Origin of the sequence: Formosa algae (assembly GCF_001439665.1) — a bacterium.
Classification (GTDB): Bacteria; Bacteroidota; Bacteroidia; order Flavobacteriales; family Flavobacteriaceae; genus Formosa; species Formosa algae.
Map to the genome: position 1 here is coordinate 34,801 of NZ_LMAK01000011.1, position 16,273 is coordinate 51,073.

General features: G+C 31.9%; 15 protein-coding genes. 8 read left to right on the plus strand and 7 right to left on the minus strand.

Annotated elements, in window-relative coordinates:
• Nucleotides 1–7: 7 nt before the first annotated feature.
• Nucleotides 8–2,311, plus strand: coding sequence for a type IA DNA topoisomerase (locus AST99_RS03700; RefSeq protein ID WP_057779286.1), 2,304 nt, complete (start codon nucleotides 8–10; stop codon nucleotides 2,309–2,311).
• Between the two features lie 4 nt (nucleotides 2,312–2,315).
• The gene (locus tag AST99_RS03705; RefSeq protein WP_057779288.1) at nucleotides 2,316–2,906 is read left to right on the plus strand and encodes a pseudouridine synthase; all 591 of its coding nucleotides are present in this window, start codon (nucleotides 2,316–2,318) and stop codon (nucleotides 2,904–2,906) included.
• Here AST99_RS03705 and AST99_RS03710 read toward each other — a convergent pair.
• The 4 genes from AST99_RS03710 to AST99_RS03725 all read right to left on the minus strand — a co-directional run bounded on the left by AST99_RS03710 (nucleotide 2,895) and on the right by AST99_RS03725 (nucleotide 6,109).
• Nucleotides 2,895–3,629, minus strand: a complete 735-nt coding sequence (locus AST99_RS03710) for a LytR/AlgR family response regulator transcription factor (protein WP_057779290.1) — start codon at nucleotides 3,627–3,629, stop codon at nucleotides 2,895–2,897. The genes AST99_RS03705 and AST99_RS03710 overlap by 12 nt on opposite strands.
• Nucleotides 3,626–4,669 (minus strand): sensor histidine kinase, encoded by a 1,044-nt coding sequence (locus AST99_RS03715; protein WP_057779292.1) that lies wholly within the window; start codon nucleotides 4,667–4,669, stop codon nucleotides 3,626–3,628. Before AST99_RS03715 ends, AST99_RS03710 begins: the two co-directional genes overlap by 4 nt.
• A 12-nt stretch (nucleotides 4,670–4,681) precedes the next feature.
• Nucleotides 4,682–5,014, minus strand: a complete 333-nt coding sequence (locus AST99_RS03720) for a DUF4907 domain-containing protein (protein ID WP_057779294.1) — start codon at nucleotides 5,012–5,014, stop codon at nucleotides 4,682–4,684.
• A 111-nt stretch (nucleotides 5,015–5,125) separates the two neighbouring features.
• Entirely contained in the window at nucleotides 5,126–6,109 is a 984-nt protein-coding gene (locus AST99_RS03725; protein ID WP_057779296.1) for a Kelch repeat-containing protein, read from the minus strand.
• A 279-nt stretch (nucleotides 6,110–6,388) separates the two neighbouring features.
• On the opposite strand from AST99_RS03725, the gene AST99_RS03730 reads away from it, so the two are divergent.
• Both AST99_RS03730 and bamG read left to right on the plus strand, forming a co-directional pair.
• Entirely contained in the window at nucleotides 6,389–7,714 is a 1,326-nt protein-coding gene (locus AST99_RS03730; RefSeq protein ID WP_057779299.1) for a DUF4270 family protein, read from the plus strand.
• The gene (bamG, locus tag AST99_RS03735) at nucleotides 7,704–8,942 is read left to right on the plus strand and encodes a BamG family beta-barrel-assembly machinery protein (RefSeq protein WP_069727800.1); all 1,239 of its coding nucleotides are present in this window, start codon (nucleotides 7,704–7,706) and stop codon (nucleotides 8,940–8,942) included. The genes AST99_RS03730 and bamG overlap by 11 nt, the downstream gene beginning before the upstream one ends.
• 35 nt (nucleotides 8,943–8,977) lie before the next feature.
• Here bamG and AST99_RS03740 read toward each other — a convergent pair whose 3' ends face one another.
• From AST99_RS03740 to AST99_RS03750, 3 genes are all read right to left on the minus strand, one after another.
• Entirely contained in the window at nucleotides 8,978–9,430 is a 453-nt protein-coding gene (locus AST99_RS03740; protein WP_057779303.1) for a cold-shock protein, read from the minus strand.
• A 204-nt stretch (nucleotides 9,431–9,634) separates the two neighbouring features.
• Complete coding sequence (locus AST99_RS03745; RefSeq protein WP_057779305.1) at nucleotides 9,635–10,336, minus strand: hypothetical protein; 702 nt, start codon at nucleotides 10,334–10,336, stop codon at nucleotides 9,635–9,637.
• A 184-nt stretch (nucleotides 10,337–10,520) separates the two neighbouring features.
• Nucleotides 10,521–12,680, minus strand: a complete 2,160-nt coding sequence (locus AST99_RS03750; RefSeq protein ID WP_057779307.1) for a S9 family peptidase — start codon at nucleotides 12,678–12,680, stop codon at nucleotides 10,521–10,523.
• Nucleotides 12,681–12,918: 238 nt separating this feature from the next.
• Between AST99_RS03750 and AST99_RS03755 the strand changes: the two genes are divergently transcribed.
• From AST99_RS03755 to AST99_RS03770, 4 genes are read left to right on the plus strand one after another with little or no spacing between them, the layout of a single operon-like run.
• Nucleotides 12,919–13,869, plus strand: coding sequence for an isopenicillin N synthase family dioxygenase (locus AST99_RS03755; RefSeq protein ID WP_057779308.1), 951 nt, complete (start codon nucleotides 12,919–12,921; stop codon nucleotides 13,867–13,869).
• A gap of 15 nt (nucleotides 13,870–13,884) precedes the next feature.
• Entirely contained in the window at nucleotides 13,885–14,211 is a 327-nt protein-coding gene (locus AST99_RS03760) for a translation initiation factor (RefSeq protein ID WP_057779310.1), read from the plus strand.
• 2 nt (nucleotides 14,212–14,213) lie between these two features.
• Nucleotides 14,214–15,155 (plus strand): DUF1835 domain-containing protein, encoded by a 942-nt coding sequence (locus AST99_RS03765; protein ID WP_057779312.1) that lies wholly within the window; start codon nucleotides 14,214–14,216, stop codon nucleotides 15,153–15,155.
• Complete coding sequence (locus AST99_RS03770) at nucleotides 15,145–16,017, plus strand: nucleoside phosphorylase (RefSeq protein WP_057779314.1); 873 nt, start codon at nucleotides 15,145–15,147, stop codon at nucleotides 16,015–16,017. The genes AST99_RS03765 and AST99_RS03770 overlap by 11 nt, the downstream gene beginning before the upstream one ends.
• The last annotated feature ends 256 nt before the right edge of the window (nucleotides 16,018–16,273 follow it).

A 16,273-nucleotide genomic window follows, 5' to 3' on the forward strand; every position in this document is an offset into this window, starting at 1 on the left:
TACTATTTTGAAAGTATGTATCGCTGAAAAGCCAAGTGTAGCTCGTGAAATCGCCTCTGTTTTAGGTGCTAATACTAAGCGTGATGGATATTACGAAGGTAATGGTTATGCGGTAACCTATACATTTGGACATTTATGTACTTTGTTTGAACCTAACGATTATAAACCACATTGGAAAAGTTGGGATTTAAACAATTTACCCATGCTTCCTGAAAAGTTTAAAACTAAGGTGACTTCAGATTCAGGAATACAAAAACAATTTAATATTGTTAAAGGATTATTTGATAAAGCCGAAGTGGTTATAAACTGCGGGGATGCGGGTCAGGAAGGAGAATTAATACAACGTTGGGTTTTAGATCAAGCGGAATATAAAGGTAAAGTAGAGCGTTTATGGATTTCTTCATTAACTACAGAAGCCATAAAAGAAGGTTTTGAGCATTTAAAACCCTCTGAACAATACGATAATTTATATTATGCCGGATTTTCTAGAGCGATTGGAGATTGGTTATTAGGTATGAATGCCACCCGATTATATACCGTTAAACATGGCGGATATAAGCAAGTTTTGTCTATCGGACGTGTACAAACACCAACTTTAGCGATGGTGGTTAATCGTTTTAAAGACATTGAAAACTTTAAACCACAACCGTATTGGGAATTACAAACCATGTATCGCGATACGCTGTTTAGTTATGAAGAAGGTCGTTTCCTTAAAATGGAAGACGGAGAAGTTCTTGCCAATAAGGTTAAAGAAGACGATTTTGAAATTGTATCAATTACAAAAAAGAAAGGTACAGAATATGCCCCTAAATTATTTGATTTAACGGGTTTACAGGTGTATTGCAATACGAAGTTCGGGTTTTCGGCAGATGAAACCTTGAAGATTGTTCAGAAACTATACGAACAAAAAGTAGTGACGTATCCTAGAGTAGATACGACATTCTTACCAAATGATGTGTACCCTAAAGTCCACGGTATTCTTCAGAAATTAACAAAATATAATACTTTAACCGAAACGCTCTTAGGGAAAAAAATTAAGAAGTCGGCTAAAGTATTCAACGATAAAAAAGTTACCGATCACCACGCTATTATTCCTACGGGAATTCAGATTAATTTACAATACAATCAGCAACAGGTTTACGATATTATTGTAAAACGATTTATTGCTGTGTTTTACGACGACTGTTCGGTCTCTAACACCACCGTTATAGGTAAAGCTGCAGAAGTTAATTTTAAAACCACTGGTAAAGAAATCCTAAAAAAAGGTTGGCGCGTTGTTTTTGAATCTCCCGATAAAGAAAAGAAAGAAACCGGTATTTTACCCACGTTTGTAAAAGGAGAAAAAGGCCCTCACGAACCGTCGTTTTTAGAAAAGCAAACCAAACCACCCAATCAGTTTACAGAGGCTTCCCTCCTACGTGCCATGGAAACAGCAGGCAAACAAGTAGATGATGATGATTTGCGTGAACTCATGAAAGAAAATGGTATTGGAAGACCGTCTACACGTGCCAATATTATTGAAACATTATTTCGACGTAAATATATAGTCCGTAATAAAAAGCAAATTTTACCCACTACTACAGGTGTACAATTGATTGATATTATTCAAAATGAATTATTAAAATCGGCAGAACTTACGGGACTGTGGGAAAAACAGTTGAAAGATATAGAGAAAGGCAAATACAATGCAGGAACATTTATAAATAACATGAAACGCATGGTGGACGAATTGGTTTACGAGGTGAGAAGTGAAACCAAGCGTGCCAATATTTCTTATGAAGCCACGGTTAAAAAGAAAGCTGCAAAAGTTGAAGCCAATCAAAATGCAGGGATTTTAGCAGAAACTTGTCCGAAATGTAAACAAGGACATTTAATTAAAGGAAAATCAGCTTACGGCTGTAGTGCTTTTAAATCGGGTTGTAAATTTGTATTACCCTTTGCTTTTAATGATAAAAAAATATCCGAAAAACAATATATTCGATTACTTCAAAAAGGATCGACTGTAAATCTAAAAGGCTTTAAAACTGAAGCTGGAAAAGTTGAAGGCTTATTACGTTTTGATGATGATTTTAAATTGGTTTTAGAACCTAAGTTAGGGGTAAAAAAGGAACCAAAAAAGGAAATTCCGGACACCTTAACCTGTCCAAAATGTAATCAAGGAAACGTTGTGAAAGGAAAAACAGCTTACGGTTGTAGCGCTTTTAAATCGGGTTGTGATTTTAGAGTGTCTTTTGATGTTATTAGAGAAAAATCTGCCGGAGAAAAACTAACTAAAGATCTAGTATTTAAAATTTTAAAAGCTTCTGTTTAAAGTTATGGATCATCACTACAAAATATTTAAACCTTATGGTTATTTAAGTCAGTTTATTATTAATGGGAAGAAAAAAAATAGCAAAAAGCTCCTTGGTGAATTAGGAGATTTTCCTGAAGGCACCATGTCTATTGGTCGTTTAGATGAAGCGTCTGAAGGGTTATTGTTATTGACCACAGATGGGAAAATAAGTTACCTAATAAACAGCTCTAAAATCGATAAAGAATATTATGCACAAGTTGATGGAGATATTACAGAAACGGCTTTAGAAGCTTTAAAACAAGGTGTCGAAATAGGTATTAATGGGAAGAAATATATAACCAAACCCTGTCCTGCTTTTAAGTTAAATACCATTCCTAATTTTCCGGAACGTGGCAAAAAATTAAGAGATGATAGACATGGACCTACGTCTTGGGTTTCCATTACTTTAAATGAAGGTAAGTTTAGGCAAGTTCGTAAAATGACAGCTGCAGTTGGGTTTCCTACTTTACGTTTAGTTCGTGTTCGCGTTGGAGATATTCATTTAAACGGATTAGAACCAGGTGAATCTCTACCAATACTAGATATAAAAGCAGAACTAGGTTTAAACACCTAAACGTTCTAAAACCTCTTTTTTAAACGTTTCTCCAATCGGAATTCTCATATCGTTTTGAAGAACAATCTTGGTTTTTTGTAATGCTCTTATAGCATTTACATTTACGATAAAGGACTTATGTACACGTAAAAAATGATTGTTTCGAGGTAATTTTTCCAACATATCTTTAAAGCTTAATAATGTAATTACAGCTTTATTGGTACCTTCAATATGTATTTTAATATAATCTTTTAAACCTTGAATATAAGTAATTTCTTCAGTCTTTATTTTTATATTCTCGTATTCCGATTTCACAAAAATAAAATCATTTTCTGGTTTTAAAATGTTTGTTTCAGCATTAGGTGTAGCAATAGCGGGTTTTAGATTTAATAACTCATACTTTTCTTTTGCACGTGCAACCGCTTTTATAAAGCGATGAAACGGGATGGGTTTTACTAAATAATCTGTAGCATTTAAATTAAAACCATCTAAGGCATATTGCGGGTAAGCTGTAGTAAATATAAATTGAGGTAAATTTTCAATAGATTTTACTAAATCTATACCGCTAAGGTTTGGCATTTCAATATCCAAAAAGACCAAGTCTACATGTTGCTTATTAAGCTGTGTAATGGCTTCTAAAGGATTGGTGCATTTGGCTATAATATCTATACCACCTATTTGATTTAAATACGATTCAACAATATCTATCGCTAAAGGTTCATCATCTATAATTATACATTTCATACCGTTAAATTTAAGTTTAAATGTACTATAAATTGATTACTGACTTCTTCTATTTCTAGTTTATGTTGATTAGGATATAGCAATTGTAAACGTTCTTTGGTGTTTTGCAACCCGATGCCAGAGTTTTCTGGATCTTGTTTTCTATTGCCTATTAAGTTAATACTTTTAAAATTTAAATCGTTACCATTAACATTAATTTCTATACATACAAATGTATTTCCTTTAAAATCTGTACCGTATTTAAAGGCATTTTCTATAAACGAAATTAATAATAAAGGTCTAATTTTTTGTTGTAACACACTTCCTCTAATGTTTAGTGTGACATCTTGATTACGAGCAATTCTTAATCGCTGTAATTTTAAATAATTCTGAATATAATCTAATTCGTCACTAAGCTTCACAAAATCATTATCTGCTTGATATAGCATATAACGCATCAACTCTGAAAGAGTAATAACGGCTTCTGGCGCATCGTTAGATTTTTTGCTAGTTAAGGAGTAAATACTATTTAACGAATTAAATAGAAAGTGCGGACTCAATTGATTTTTTAAGAAATGTAATTCTGCTGAAGATTTCTGAGATTCGATTTCTTTTTGAAGTTGTATATTCTTATCCCATTCAGAATACATTTTAATGGCTGTACCAATAACCACTAAAATGAGGTTGAAAAATAAAGGTAAACCAAACCTAAAAAATTTAAAATTTGGCTTATCATAACCATTTAGATCTGCTAAGTGGTGAAGTGTAGACGGTTTTGGAAGAATAAATTCTAAAAGAATTACACCAAAAAGTACTAAAGCAATTACAGAAGTTAAATAGTATGATTTCTTTTTGTTAAGCAGAAATTTAGGAACTAAAAATAAATAGTTTACATAGAATACTATAATCCCAACCACTAAGAAATTTAAAAACGTAATGGGGAAATTACCTGTATTAAAATAGACTTGCAGAAAGAATAAAAACAAAAAAATTGCCCATATTACAATATGCATTAAGCCTTCTTTCTTTAAGTTTCTCAATAGATTTATTGATTTACTCATTCTGGATTATGGCTAATTTAAACAATTTAAAATAATCTTATTTTCTTTTAATTCAGCTTTAGAAATTGTAGGAGCAATCTTGTTTTCAAGTTTACTAACTACTAAAGAGGCAATAGTATTTGCATTGTCTTCGTTGCAAAAAGGAATTTCATTTTGGATAGCAGGAATATTATCCTGTTTAATTAAAACTTTATTGTGAATGCTAATTTCGTATCCAAAACCAGAATTTACAGGGTAAACTCGTGTAGTATAATCTGAAGATGAACTTTCATTTGTTTGGAAAAATATAACAACTATAATAGCTATTAAACCAATCCCGAAAGCAAATTTTAAAACATTCTTCATATAATTATTAATTTAATCCCAAGATATGCATCACTATATCTTGGGATTTAAAATAAACAAATTAAAAAACAAACAATTAATAGTAACCTTATTATTACAGGTTAACAATAATTAATCTTCGTCGTCGTAATCCTCTTGAGGAAACAACTCATAGTTATCATCTAAGTATAAACTTCCACTTCTTCCTAAAAGGACGAAAGCTCTTGTACCAGTAGAGAATGCTAAAGCATCTTGACGAGAATATCCTTCAAGTCCTGTAATGTCTTCCCACTCGTCTGTTCCTGGATCGTATTCCCAAGTACTGTTTAAAACACCACCATTATATCCAGAAACAATATATCCTAAACCATCTACAGTAAATCCAACAGCGTTAGATCTTGTAATGCTATAGTCATCTTCTTCATCTAAGTCTAATTTACTAGTAAACACTTCTGTGCTAGGATCAAATTCCCAGAAATCAGTTTTATATAAACCATTACTTACACCTGTTCCGATGTATACTTTATCTCCAATTGTGAACGTTGTTCCAAAACGACGTTTTTCACCTCCAAATCCTACTAACTCAGACCAAGTATCTGAAGTTGGATCGTATTTGTAAAAATCTTTTCTATCGTTATCTCCATCGTAACCCGTACCAATATAACCTGTACCGCTAATTCCGAATCCGATAGCTGCTTGTCTCACACCTCCTAAGAAATCTGCTTTTTGTGTCCAAGAGTTTGAACCTGGATTGTAAGACCAGAAATCTGTTAATTCGTCTACACCATCATATCCAGTACCTAAGTAACCTAAACCATCAAGTGCAAATCCTGTAGCAGAACTTCTTTCTGTACCAGGGAAATCTGCTTTTTGTACCCAGTAGTCACCAGCGATATTATATTGCCAGAAATCAACTAAATAATCATCTCCGTCGTATCCAGTACCCATATAACCTAATTCATCTATAACAAAACCAACGACATTACTACGTGGTACACCATCGAATACAGAGCGTTCTATCCAGTTTCCTCTATCGTTATCATCATCACTAGAACAGTTAAACAGACTTAATGCTAGTGCACACAACACTAAAACTTTTGTTGAATTTTTAATCATATTTAGAATCATTTATTATAATTTATTGTCGACTTAATTTTAGTTGTCAACTTTGTATTAAATTAGATCTTCAAATTTACACGCTATACAAGGTGCTAAAAAATAAAGTAGATAGGCTAAGCATTTGTCTATACAAACACTGTTTCACACTCGATGAATAGGGTTATACTATATAATAGTGTAAATGTAACAGTTTGAAGATATATTATAGGGTTTTGTCTAACAATTTTCACATCTAAATTATAAGATGTTAAGTTCGCAAGATTTTAAAATTGAAATATGAATTCTATTTTTTTTAGAGCGCTCTTCTGCGCGTGTTGTTTTATAACCCTTTTAGCGTCTTGTGAAGCAGATACCACATCTGTTTCTGATGTAGGTGAAGATTGGATTAATAATGGCACAAAAGTGTTTTACATAGACACATTTTCTGTAGAAACATCTACTTATAAATTTGACTCTTTAGCTATTACAGGAAATAGCAGATACATTATGGGAGCCTATACAGATCCTATTTTAGGACGTATAGAAGCTACACCGTATTTTGAACTCTACACAGATGATTTTGATATTGATGAAGATGCTGTTTTTGACTCTGTAGCTTTACTATTAAACTATACAGATTATTATTACAACGATACATTATCAAGACAAAAATTTAATGTGTATAAGGTTTTAGAAGAAATTACTCCAGACGATGATGCGAGTTATTTTTATAATACCACAACATTTAAAACAGAGACTACTTCTATTGGTAGTATAGACTTCTTACCTACTCCTATTCGTGAAGATTCTATTCACTTTACCTTAAACAATGCATTTGGTAAAGAAATTTTTGAAGATATTCAGGATAACGAAATTAATAATACAGACGAGTTTACTCAAAAATATTATGGTATCTCTATAGTATCTGATGCTAGTAACTCTGCTGTTTTAGGAATTGCAACAGATTCTAAATTACGTATTTATTATTCTATACCAGATGTGGTTGAAGACGATGAGTATTATTACGACTTAACGTTTAACTCTTCCGCGAGTTTCCATAACATAACGCAAACTACAACCAATCCAGATTTAAGTAGTTTAGTCGATCAATCTGACGAAATTTCAAGCACAGAAACAGATAACCTTACCTACATACAAGGCGGTAGCGGTTTAGCGACTCGAGTAGATATTCCTTATATAGAAACCATAAACACGCTAAATGGTTCTGGATCTATTATGGATGCGAACTTGAGAATATCTTTAAAGCATAATTCTAATACAGACAACTTATCTGTAAGAGATTCGTTGAATGTATATATTATAGATCAGTTTAATGATACATCTACACAACTGGTAGATTATACAGGAAGTGTTGTTTACGGACTTCAGGTAGAAGATGAATTAAATAATGACTATGTTACCTATGTCATATCTATAAAATACTTTCTGGATTTAAAATTAAATGAAGTAAACCCACAAAATTTAATTCTAGGATTTACATGTCAAGGATTCAATGAATCTGTAGATAGATATATTTTAGAAGGAGAAGATTCAGACGAATCGGATTTAAAAGCAACATTAGAATTAAACTATGCATTATACGACGATGAATATGAATATTAATAATATATCAAAATTAATAACTGCACTTTGCCTTTTTATATCTACTGCTGTTTTTTCACAAAGTAATTCATTATCAAGTTCTCCTTATTCGTTATTTGGAATGGGAACTTTTAATACGTCTAACACAGGGAAAACTTCAGGATTAGGTAATACAGGTATAGCAAATAGTTCAAGCACGTTTATAAACAACTTAAACCCTGCTTCTATGGCGACTATTCCTTTAAAAACATTTTTCTTTGATGTGGGCTTAAAATCGGAATATGGTGTACAAATAGAAGGAGGAAATAAAGACACTAAAAATGTAGCAAACTTTTCCAACATGGCATTTGCTTTTCCTGTAACAAAAAAATCTGGAGTAAGTCTTACGTTAATTCCTTACACTAGTGTTGGGTATAGCCTTTCGAATATTGAAACAGATATTGAAGGTTCTACTGGATATTTTATAAGTAATATAGAAGGTTCTGGAGGTTTAAATAACTTAAAATTAAACTACGGTTATAAATTATTAGACAATCTTAATGTTGGTGCTACTGGATCTGTATTATTTGGTCAGATTATAGAAAATGAAATAGACTATATAGGTTCTAATACCTTAACTATTTACGATACGAACAGCTATTCTGGATTTCAATTTGGAGCTGGTATACAATACCAACCCGTAAGTAATGTTACTGTAGGTACCGTGGTTACTTTTCCAAGCTTATTAGACGGGACTCAAAACCGTACAGTATCTCAATTTTACGATAGTGATATTGAATATGAAAAAGACTTAGACGATTTTAAATTGCCTTTAGAAGTAGGCTTTGGTGTACAAACAAAATTTAAAGAACAAGTTAGTGTTTCTGTAGACTATACTAAGAAGTTTTGGAATGATACAGACCAAACAGATCAACTAGGAACGTTTGTAGATCAAAACATTTTTGGATTAGGAGTAGAATTTGACCCTAATGGAAATCAATTGAAATTTTGGAATACAGTAGAATACCGTGCTGGATTTAATTACGACTCAGGTAACCTAGAAATTAGCGATAAGAAAATTCATAATTACGGTCTTAACTTAGGATTGGGTATTCCGTTAAGATACGATGGGTTTTCAATGCTTAACGTAGCCTATACATACGGCAAAAAAGGCCAAGTTTATGATGGCCTTATTCAAGAAAATTATCACATGCTTACACTAAACATTAGTTTAGCTGGGCAATGGTTTGTTAAGAGAAAGATACAATAGAGATAATAATAAAAAATAAATGAATGCGGTTAAGGTTAAATTTTCTTAACTCGCACCGCATTCATTCCTTTCATTCCACGTTCTAATTCAAATTGAACTTTATCATTTTCAATGATAGTATCCAATAATCCGCTTACGTGACAGAAATATTTTTCAGAATTTTCTGCATCAATAATAAATCCAAAGCCTTTAGAGCTATCAAAAAAGGAAACCTTCCCTTTACGTATTGGATCTACTTCTTCAATATCACTATCATCCTTCTTAGGAATTCCTAAAACGATATCTTCTGCTTCTACTTTAATTTTTTCAGATGGATCTGGTGGCGTATCTGTTAAATTACCATATTGATCTACATAGGCAAATTGAATACCTTGACTGTCTTTAGATTCGGCCTTACGAGCTTCTTTTTTCTTTAATTTTTCTTCACGCTTTTTTTGACGTGCTTTTTCTTTTTCGATTTTATTGTACGTCTGTTGAGACTTAGCCATAAATTACTACTTGTTTTAAATTGAAGATTATGTTATTTGAAATGAGTACTTTAACTTAAAGAAAATAAATTAAAGTAAATCATATTTTTACAAATATAATGTAAGTATTTGGATTTGATTAACACAAGACAAAAAACTATTTTATTAAATAGTTAAGTAAAAATTAGTTTTTGTATGTTAAAGCGGTCTGGAAGAGTCTAAAAATTACTGTTGTTTTACAATAATAATGGAACCTTTTACGCCTTTGGCTAAGTTCCAAGTGTTTCCTGCAATGAAATTACCATCGTCATCTAAAATTCTAAATTCGGCTGTATTTGGTCCAGAACTCCCTGTGTTTAAAGCTTGAAACTCTATTTTATTTAGTCCTGGTTGCAAGTCTACGGTAATACCACTAAAGCCACTTGTAAGTAAAACGTTAGATTTAATAATATCGTCGTTAACATACACCATCACTCTATCACCATCAAATGCTTGATGATCTCGATAAATGATATTGACTTTCCCCGATTTTGTTTCGAAATCTCCAAAATACTGATCGACTAAACTACCAACGGCATTAGGATTCACCGCTTCAGTGTTTGGCATTTCTAGTTGTTTAGATAAATTATCTTGAAATAATTCTGCAGGATTGGCAAATTTCTTCTTATTAAACATAGAAAATTCTTCTTCTACATTTAAATTATCACGTTTAGAGACTGTTAACCCATTAACTTTGTTTGAAGCATCTAGTTCGTTTACAGTTGGAGCTTCTAATGGCTCAATGTTTAAACTATTTGTTTCTGTCGCTTTACCATTTTCACTCTCAATAGCAGGTATGCTTAAAGATAATTGTGGCTTGTCATCTATCTGAGACCAAACAGATGTTGAGATGCATAAAAAAGTAAGAGGTATAAAAACGTGTTTCATTAGGGTGAATTAATCTATCCAAAAATAATTTTTTAATTCTAAACCTAACAACAATCATTCCTAAAAAGTGTTAATATTTAATGTTAATTAAAACCTAATGCCTTAAAAGATTAAAAGTCTGAACATACATTCAGACTTTTAATACGATTATTATATCTATTTACTACTGTATGTGTAAACGCAATTAAGTTTGATTTTCTGCTTTAAGTAGAAATGCAAATTGAAGTGCTTTTTGTTTAAAGCGTTCAAAACGTCCGGATGCACCTCCATGACCAACCTCCATATTACAGTCCATAATTAATAGATTATCATCTGTTTTAAGTGCTCGTAATTTTGCTATCCATTTTGCTGGTTCCCAATATTGCACTTGGCTATCCCAATATCCTGTTGTAATTAATAGGTTTGGATAGGCTTTTGCTTCAACATTATCGTAAGGGGAATATGATTTCATATAATCGTAATATGTTTTATTTTTTGGATTTCCCCACTCATCAAATTCAAAAGTTGTTAAGGGAATACTTTCATCGAGCATGGTAGATACAATATCCACAAATGGTACGGCAGCAATCACACCGTTCCATAACTCTGGTTTCATATTCACAATAGCACCCATTAATAGACCTCCAGCACTTCCGCCATAGGCATATAAATGGTCTGCACTTGTAAAACCTTCGGCTATTAAAAATTCTCCACAATTAATAAAATCTGTAAATGTATTTTTCTTTTTTAATAATTTTCCATCCTCATACCAATCACGTCCTAATTCTTGTCCGCCACGAACATGAGCAATAGCATATACAAATCCACGATCTAATAAACTTAAGTTACTGGAACTAAAATACGGATCGGAATTAGAGCCGTAAGAGCCGTATGCATACAAAAGCAACGGATTAGAACCATCTTTAGTGATTCCTTTTTTATAGACTATAGAAATCGGCACTTGTGTACCATCTGTAGCTGTAGCATAAAGCCGTTCTGAAATATAATGATCTGGAGAAAAATTAGAGTCCAATACTTCTTCTTGTTTTAATAAGACCTGCTCCTTACTATCCATATTATAATCGAAAGTACTATTAGGAGTCGTTAAAGATGTATACCCATATCTTAATATATTGGTGTCAAACTCTAAATTAGACGTGGTATAAGCTAAATATGTTGGGTCGTTAAAGGAAATATAGTGCTCGCCTCCACTCCACTTCATCACTCTAATAGTTGGTAAACCTGCTTTTCGTTCGCTAACAACTAAATGATTTTTAAATAAATCGAAATCTTCAATAAGCACGTCGTCTCGATGTGGAATAACATCTACCCAATTCGATTTTTCTGTGGCATGAATTGGCGTTTCTACCAATTTAAAGTTTTTAGCGCCATCGTCATTAGTACGAATGTAAAAATGATTGGCATAATGATCGACATAATACTCTAAGTTTTCTGTTCTTGGTTGCACCACCTTCCACGTATCATTTGGTGTATTGGCATCTAAAAATCGATATTCTGTATATAAAGTATGAAAGCTTCCTATAAATATGTAAGCATTAGATTTCGATTTAAAAACAAAACTTCTAAAGGTGTCGTCTTTTTCTTCGTAAACCAAAACATCATCGGCTTGAGTTGTTCCTAAAACATGTTTAAATATTTTATTAGAGCGTAAAGTTTCAGGATCTTTAGTGGTGTAGAAGACTGTTTTATTATCATTAGCCCAAACTGCACTTCCTGTGGTGTTATCTAATTTATCTTTTAGCAGCTTACCGGTTTTTAAATCTTTAAAATAAATGGTGTACTGCCGTCTTGAAATTGTATCTATAGCATAAGCCATTAATTCATTATTGATACTTACATCTTGACTTCCAAGTCCGAAATACGCATGATCTTTTGATAATTCTGGACCATTTAAAATAATGTCTTCTTTAGTTTCTCCTAGTTTTTTTCTACAATAATAAGCATAATCATTTCCGGCTTCATAGCGGGTGTAATAAGAATAGCCATTATTAGTAACGGGAACAGAAGCATCATCTTTCTTAATCCTGTTTTTAATTTCCTCAAACAATACAGTCTGCAAGGAATCTGTATCACTCATTACTGCTTTCAGATAGTCGTTTTCTGCATTTAAATACGATACAACATCTTGTGTTTGCTGGTCTAAAGTATCTGCATTTTTCTGTTTATCAGACAAACGCATCCAAAAATAATTATCTATACGCACATCGCCATGAGTGATTAAAGTATCGGGTTTAATACTCGCCATAGGTGGTTTTAGAGCCAGATCTGGCGGCATGTTACTTTCCTCTTTACAACTTATAAAGCCTAATAAAAGAGGAATAATGAGTTTAAAATACAGTTTCATAGCAATTAACTTTTTGGTTAGACACTAAATATAACTATTTGTTAAACAATATAGTATGCTTTATTTTAATTAGTTAAAAATAAGAATACTTTAAAATAGATGGCGTTCTATTTAAATACATGTAAAAGTAAATGAGATTCTAGTTGTACTGTAATCCTAATACCATCACAAAATTGTTTTTAAAATACTACTATTGTTTTTGTACATTTGTAGAAATAGCGTAGTAAAACTGATATATATGAATAGTATCCCTAGTGTAGATTTAAACGATTTTATTTCTAATAATCCCATTAAGAAACAACAATTTGTAGACCAAATAGGTAAAGCTTATGAAGACATAGGTTTTGTAGCTTTAAAAGGTCATTTTTTAGATGAGCAATTGGTGTCAGATTTATATTCTGAAGTAAAATCCTTTTTTGATTTATCTGAAGATGTAAAAGCGAAATACGAAATTGAAGGTATTGGTGGTCAACGTGGATATACCTCTTTTGGAAAAGAACATGCTAAAGGGAAAAAAGAAGGCGATTTAAAAGAATTTTGGCACTTTGGACAATATGTAGAAGACGATGACAAATTAGCTCAGGAATACCCAGATAATGTGATGGTTTCTGAACTTGAAAAATTTAATGCTGTTGGTGAAGAAGCTTTTAAAATGCTTGAAAAAACCGCACAATATGTATTAAGAGCATTAGCATTATACTTAGGCCTAGAAGAAACTTATTTTGATGGCTATATTAAAAATGGTAATTCTATTTTACGTCCAATTCACTATCCTCCTATCCATACAGAACCTAAAGAAGCTGTTCGTGCAGCAGCACATGGAGACATTAATTTAATTACTTTATTAATGGGAGCTCAAGGTCGTGGCTTACAAGTACAAAACCATGAAGGCGAATGGATAGATGCCATTGCACAAGCAGACGAATTAATGATAAATGTTGGAGATATGTTATCTAGACATACCAATAACAAATTAAAATCTACCATTCACCGTGTTATTAATCCACCTAAAGAATTGTGGGGCACGTCTCGTTATTCAATTCCATTTTTTATGCACCCTATAAGTGACATGAAATTAGATGTTTTAGATAAGTGTATTGATGATGAAAATCCGAAACAATTTGAAGATATTACTGCAGGCGCATTTTTACATGAACGCTTAGTAGAATTGGGTTTAATAAAAAAGTAATATATTGTCCTTGCTATGGATTTAAAAGATCAACTTAAAAACCTGTTTCCCGAACACGAAGAAACACCACAAGATACTACTAATGTCGAATCTAATTTATGGATTCAAGACGATCCTATTAGTTGTAAATACGAAAAGAGAAAAGGGAAACCTATAACGATACTTGAAGGGTATACAGGTGCTACAGAAGATTTTAAAACACTGGCAAAAGACCTTAAAAAAGAATTAAGTGTTGGGGGAAGTTTTAAAGACGATAAAATAATCATCCAAGGCGATTACCGTGATAAAATTATGGCAATCTTAAAAGAAAAAGGGTTTAATGTTAAACGCGTTGGAGGTTAATTATGGGAGCTAAAACTTTACACATTACAAATGGTAGCTCGCTTACTACCTACCTAAACGAACTAGAATTTGAAGGCGATATTCTAACATGGCACGAAATGCTATGCGAAGGTCCAACTATAGAAGATATTAACTCGAGTAAATTTATTCAAGTCAGGCAACAGTTCTTACAAGAATTTTACGACATCGAGGCAGATATAATAAAAGTTAAACAAGACTTAGATAAGCTAGATTGTGCCGAGTGTTATAACGAAATTATACTGTGGTTTGAATACGATTTATTTTGTCATATTAACCTCATTGCTGTAATTAGTTTACTAGTTCAGAAAAAAATTAAATTACCTGTTTTTTTAGTCTGTAGTGGTCGTGTTCATGGTGTAAAGGATTTAAAAGGCCTTTCAGAATTAAGTTCTTCTCAACTTACAGATCATTATGAAGCTCGCGTAAGATTAACTGCAGACGATATCGATTTAGCAAGAACCTTATGGCAACTTTACAATGGCAAAGATCATAATTTATTAAAACCTTATATTGTTAAACACTCATCTTTCGATTATTTAAGTAATTGTTTAAAAGCACACTTGCAACGTTTTCCTAATTCTTTAAATGGTTTAAGTGAATTAGAACTTAATATTCTTAAAATTATTAATTGCAGAGAAATTCATTCTAGAAATCATTTATTAGGCTATGCCTTAAATTACCAAGGCTATTATGGTTATGGTGATTTACAATTTGAACGTATTATTGATAGACTGTCTATGTTTTTCTCAGAAACTGATGAATATTTAGCGTTAAATGAAGATGGACTGAAAGCTCTAAATAATGAAAAAAATTATGAAGCAGAGATTTCTGACCAAATGGTTTATGGCGGTGTACATAAAAAAGACTTTAATTTTGATACCAAATTAAATAAACTAGTAAAAGCTACAGATTATGCCAATTAAAGACTCTGAATTAATTTTAAATCCAGATGGTAGTGTTTATCATTTAAATTTAAGACCTGAACATATTGCCAATACCATTATATTGGTTGGAGATCAAGATCGTGTGAGTAAAATTTCTAAACATTTTGATACGGTTGAATACTCCATACAAAAAAGAGAATTTAAAACAGAAACAGGCGTATATAAAGGCAAACGCCTTAGTGTGGTATCTACAGGAATTGGTTGCGATAATATAGATATTGTATTAAACGAATTAGATGCCCTAGTAAATATCGATTTTGAAACACGTACATTAAAAACAGACTTAACATCGTTAAATATTATTCGTGTAGGAACGTCTGGTTCTTTGCAAAAAGAAGTCCCTGTAGATTCTTTTGCATTAAGTGCTTACGGCTTAGATTTTTCTGGAATGCTTCATTTTTATGATATTGAACGTATAAGACATAAACCTTTTGAAGATGCTTTTGTAGCATTTACAAAATGGAATTCAAATAAATCTCATCCCGTTTTAATTCAAAATAGTAAAACTTTAGAAGCTATTTTTGCTTCTGAAGAGACAAATTCTGGCGTAACAGCTACAGCAAGTGGTTTTTATGGTCCGCAAGGCAGAGTATTGAGATTAACTACAGAAGATCCTATTCTTAACGACCGCTTACACGATTTTGATTATGACGGATTAAAAGTGGTGAATTTTGAAATGGAAACGGCAGCTATTTATGGCTTGTCTGCACTTTTAGGTCATAATGCGTTATCGTTAAATGCCATTATCGCTAATCGTGCTACTGGACAGTTTAGTGAAAATCCAGGACTATTAGTAGAACGATTGATTTCATATACACTGAATAGAATTTTAAGCTTATAGTTTAAAATTCTATTCATTTTTTGAATTTAAAAGCGTTCAAAATTAAATCGATTACATCAATTAACATTTAAAAATTAGGTCATTTAAAAAGTAATTCTTAATTTTATTATCCCAACTACTTTATACATGATACTAACCATTTCTACAATTATATGCGGATTAATAATAATAAATGTATTGTTATTAATTTTCAGTTGTAATAAAACAAGTGCCGTTTTAAAAACAAAGAAAATAGATTCTGTTAAAAACATTACTC

What these genes read in the sequence shown, in the direction of transcription:
- AST99_RS03705 (WP_057779288.1), top strand. Translation starts at nt 2,316, where the DNA reads ATGGATCATCACTACAAAATATTTAAACCTTATGGTTATTTAAGTCAG.
- AST99_RS03710 (WP_057779290.1), bottom strand. Translation starts at nt 3,629, where the DNA reads ATGAAATGTATAATTATAGATGATGAACCTTTAGCGATAGATATTGTT.
- AST99_RS03715 (WP_057779292.1), bottom strand. Translation starts at nt 4,669, where the DNA reads ATGAGTAAATCAATAAATCTATTGAGAAACTTAAAGAAAGAAGGCTTA.
- AST99_RS03720 (WP_057779294.1), bottom strand. Translation starts at nt 5,014, where the DNA reads ATGAAGAATGTTTTAAAATTTGCTTTCGGGATTGGTTTAATAGCTATT.
- AST99_RS03725 (WP_057779296.1), bottom strand. Translation starts at nt 6,109, where the DNA reads ATGATTAAAAATTCAACAAAAGTTTTAGTGTTGTGTGCACTAGCATTA.
- AST99_RS03730 (WP_057779299.1), top strand. Translation starts at nt 6,389, where the DNA reads ATGAATTCTATTTTTTTTAGAGCGCTCTTCTGCGCGTGTTGTTTTATA.
- bamG (WP_069727800.1), top strand. Translation starts at nt 7,704, where the DNA reads ATGAATATTAATAATATATCAAAATTAATAACTGCACTTTGCCTTTTT.
- AST99_RS03740 (WP_057779303.1), bottom strand. Translation starts at nt 9,430, where the DNA reads ATGGCTAAGTCTCAACAGACGTACAATAAAATCGAAAAAGAAAAAGCA.
- AST99_RS03745 (WP_057779305.1), bottom strand. Translation starts at nt 10,336, where the DNA reads ATGAAACACGTTTTTATACCTCTTACTTTTTTATGCATCTCAACATCT.
- AST99_RS03750 (WP_057779307.1), bottom strand. Translation starts at nt 12,680, where the DNA reads ATGAAACTGTATTTTAAACTCATTATTCCTCTTTTATTAGGCTTTATA.
- AST99_RS03755 (WP_057779308.1), top strand. Translation starts at nt 12,919, where the DNA reads ATGAATAGTATCCCTAGTGTAGATTTAAACGATTTTATTTCTAATAAT.
- AST99_RS03760 (WP_057779310.1), top strand. Translation starts at nt 13,885, where the DNA reads ATGGATTTAAAAGATCAACTTAAAAACCTGTTTCCCGAACACGAAGAA.
- AST99_RS03765 (WP_057779312.1), top strand. Translation starts at nt 14,214, where the DNA reads ATGGGAGCTAAAACTTTACACATTACAAATGGTAGCTCGCTTACTACC.
- AST99_RS03770 (WP_057779314.1), top strand. Translation starts at nt 15,145, where the DNA reads ATGCCAATTAAAGACTCTGAATTAATTTTAAATCCAGATGGTAGTGTT.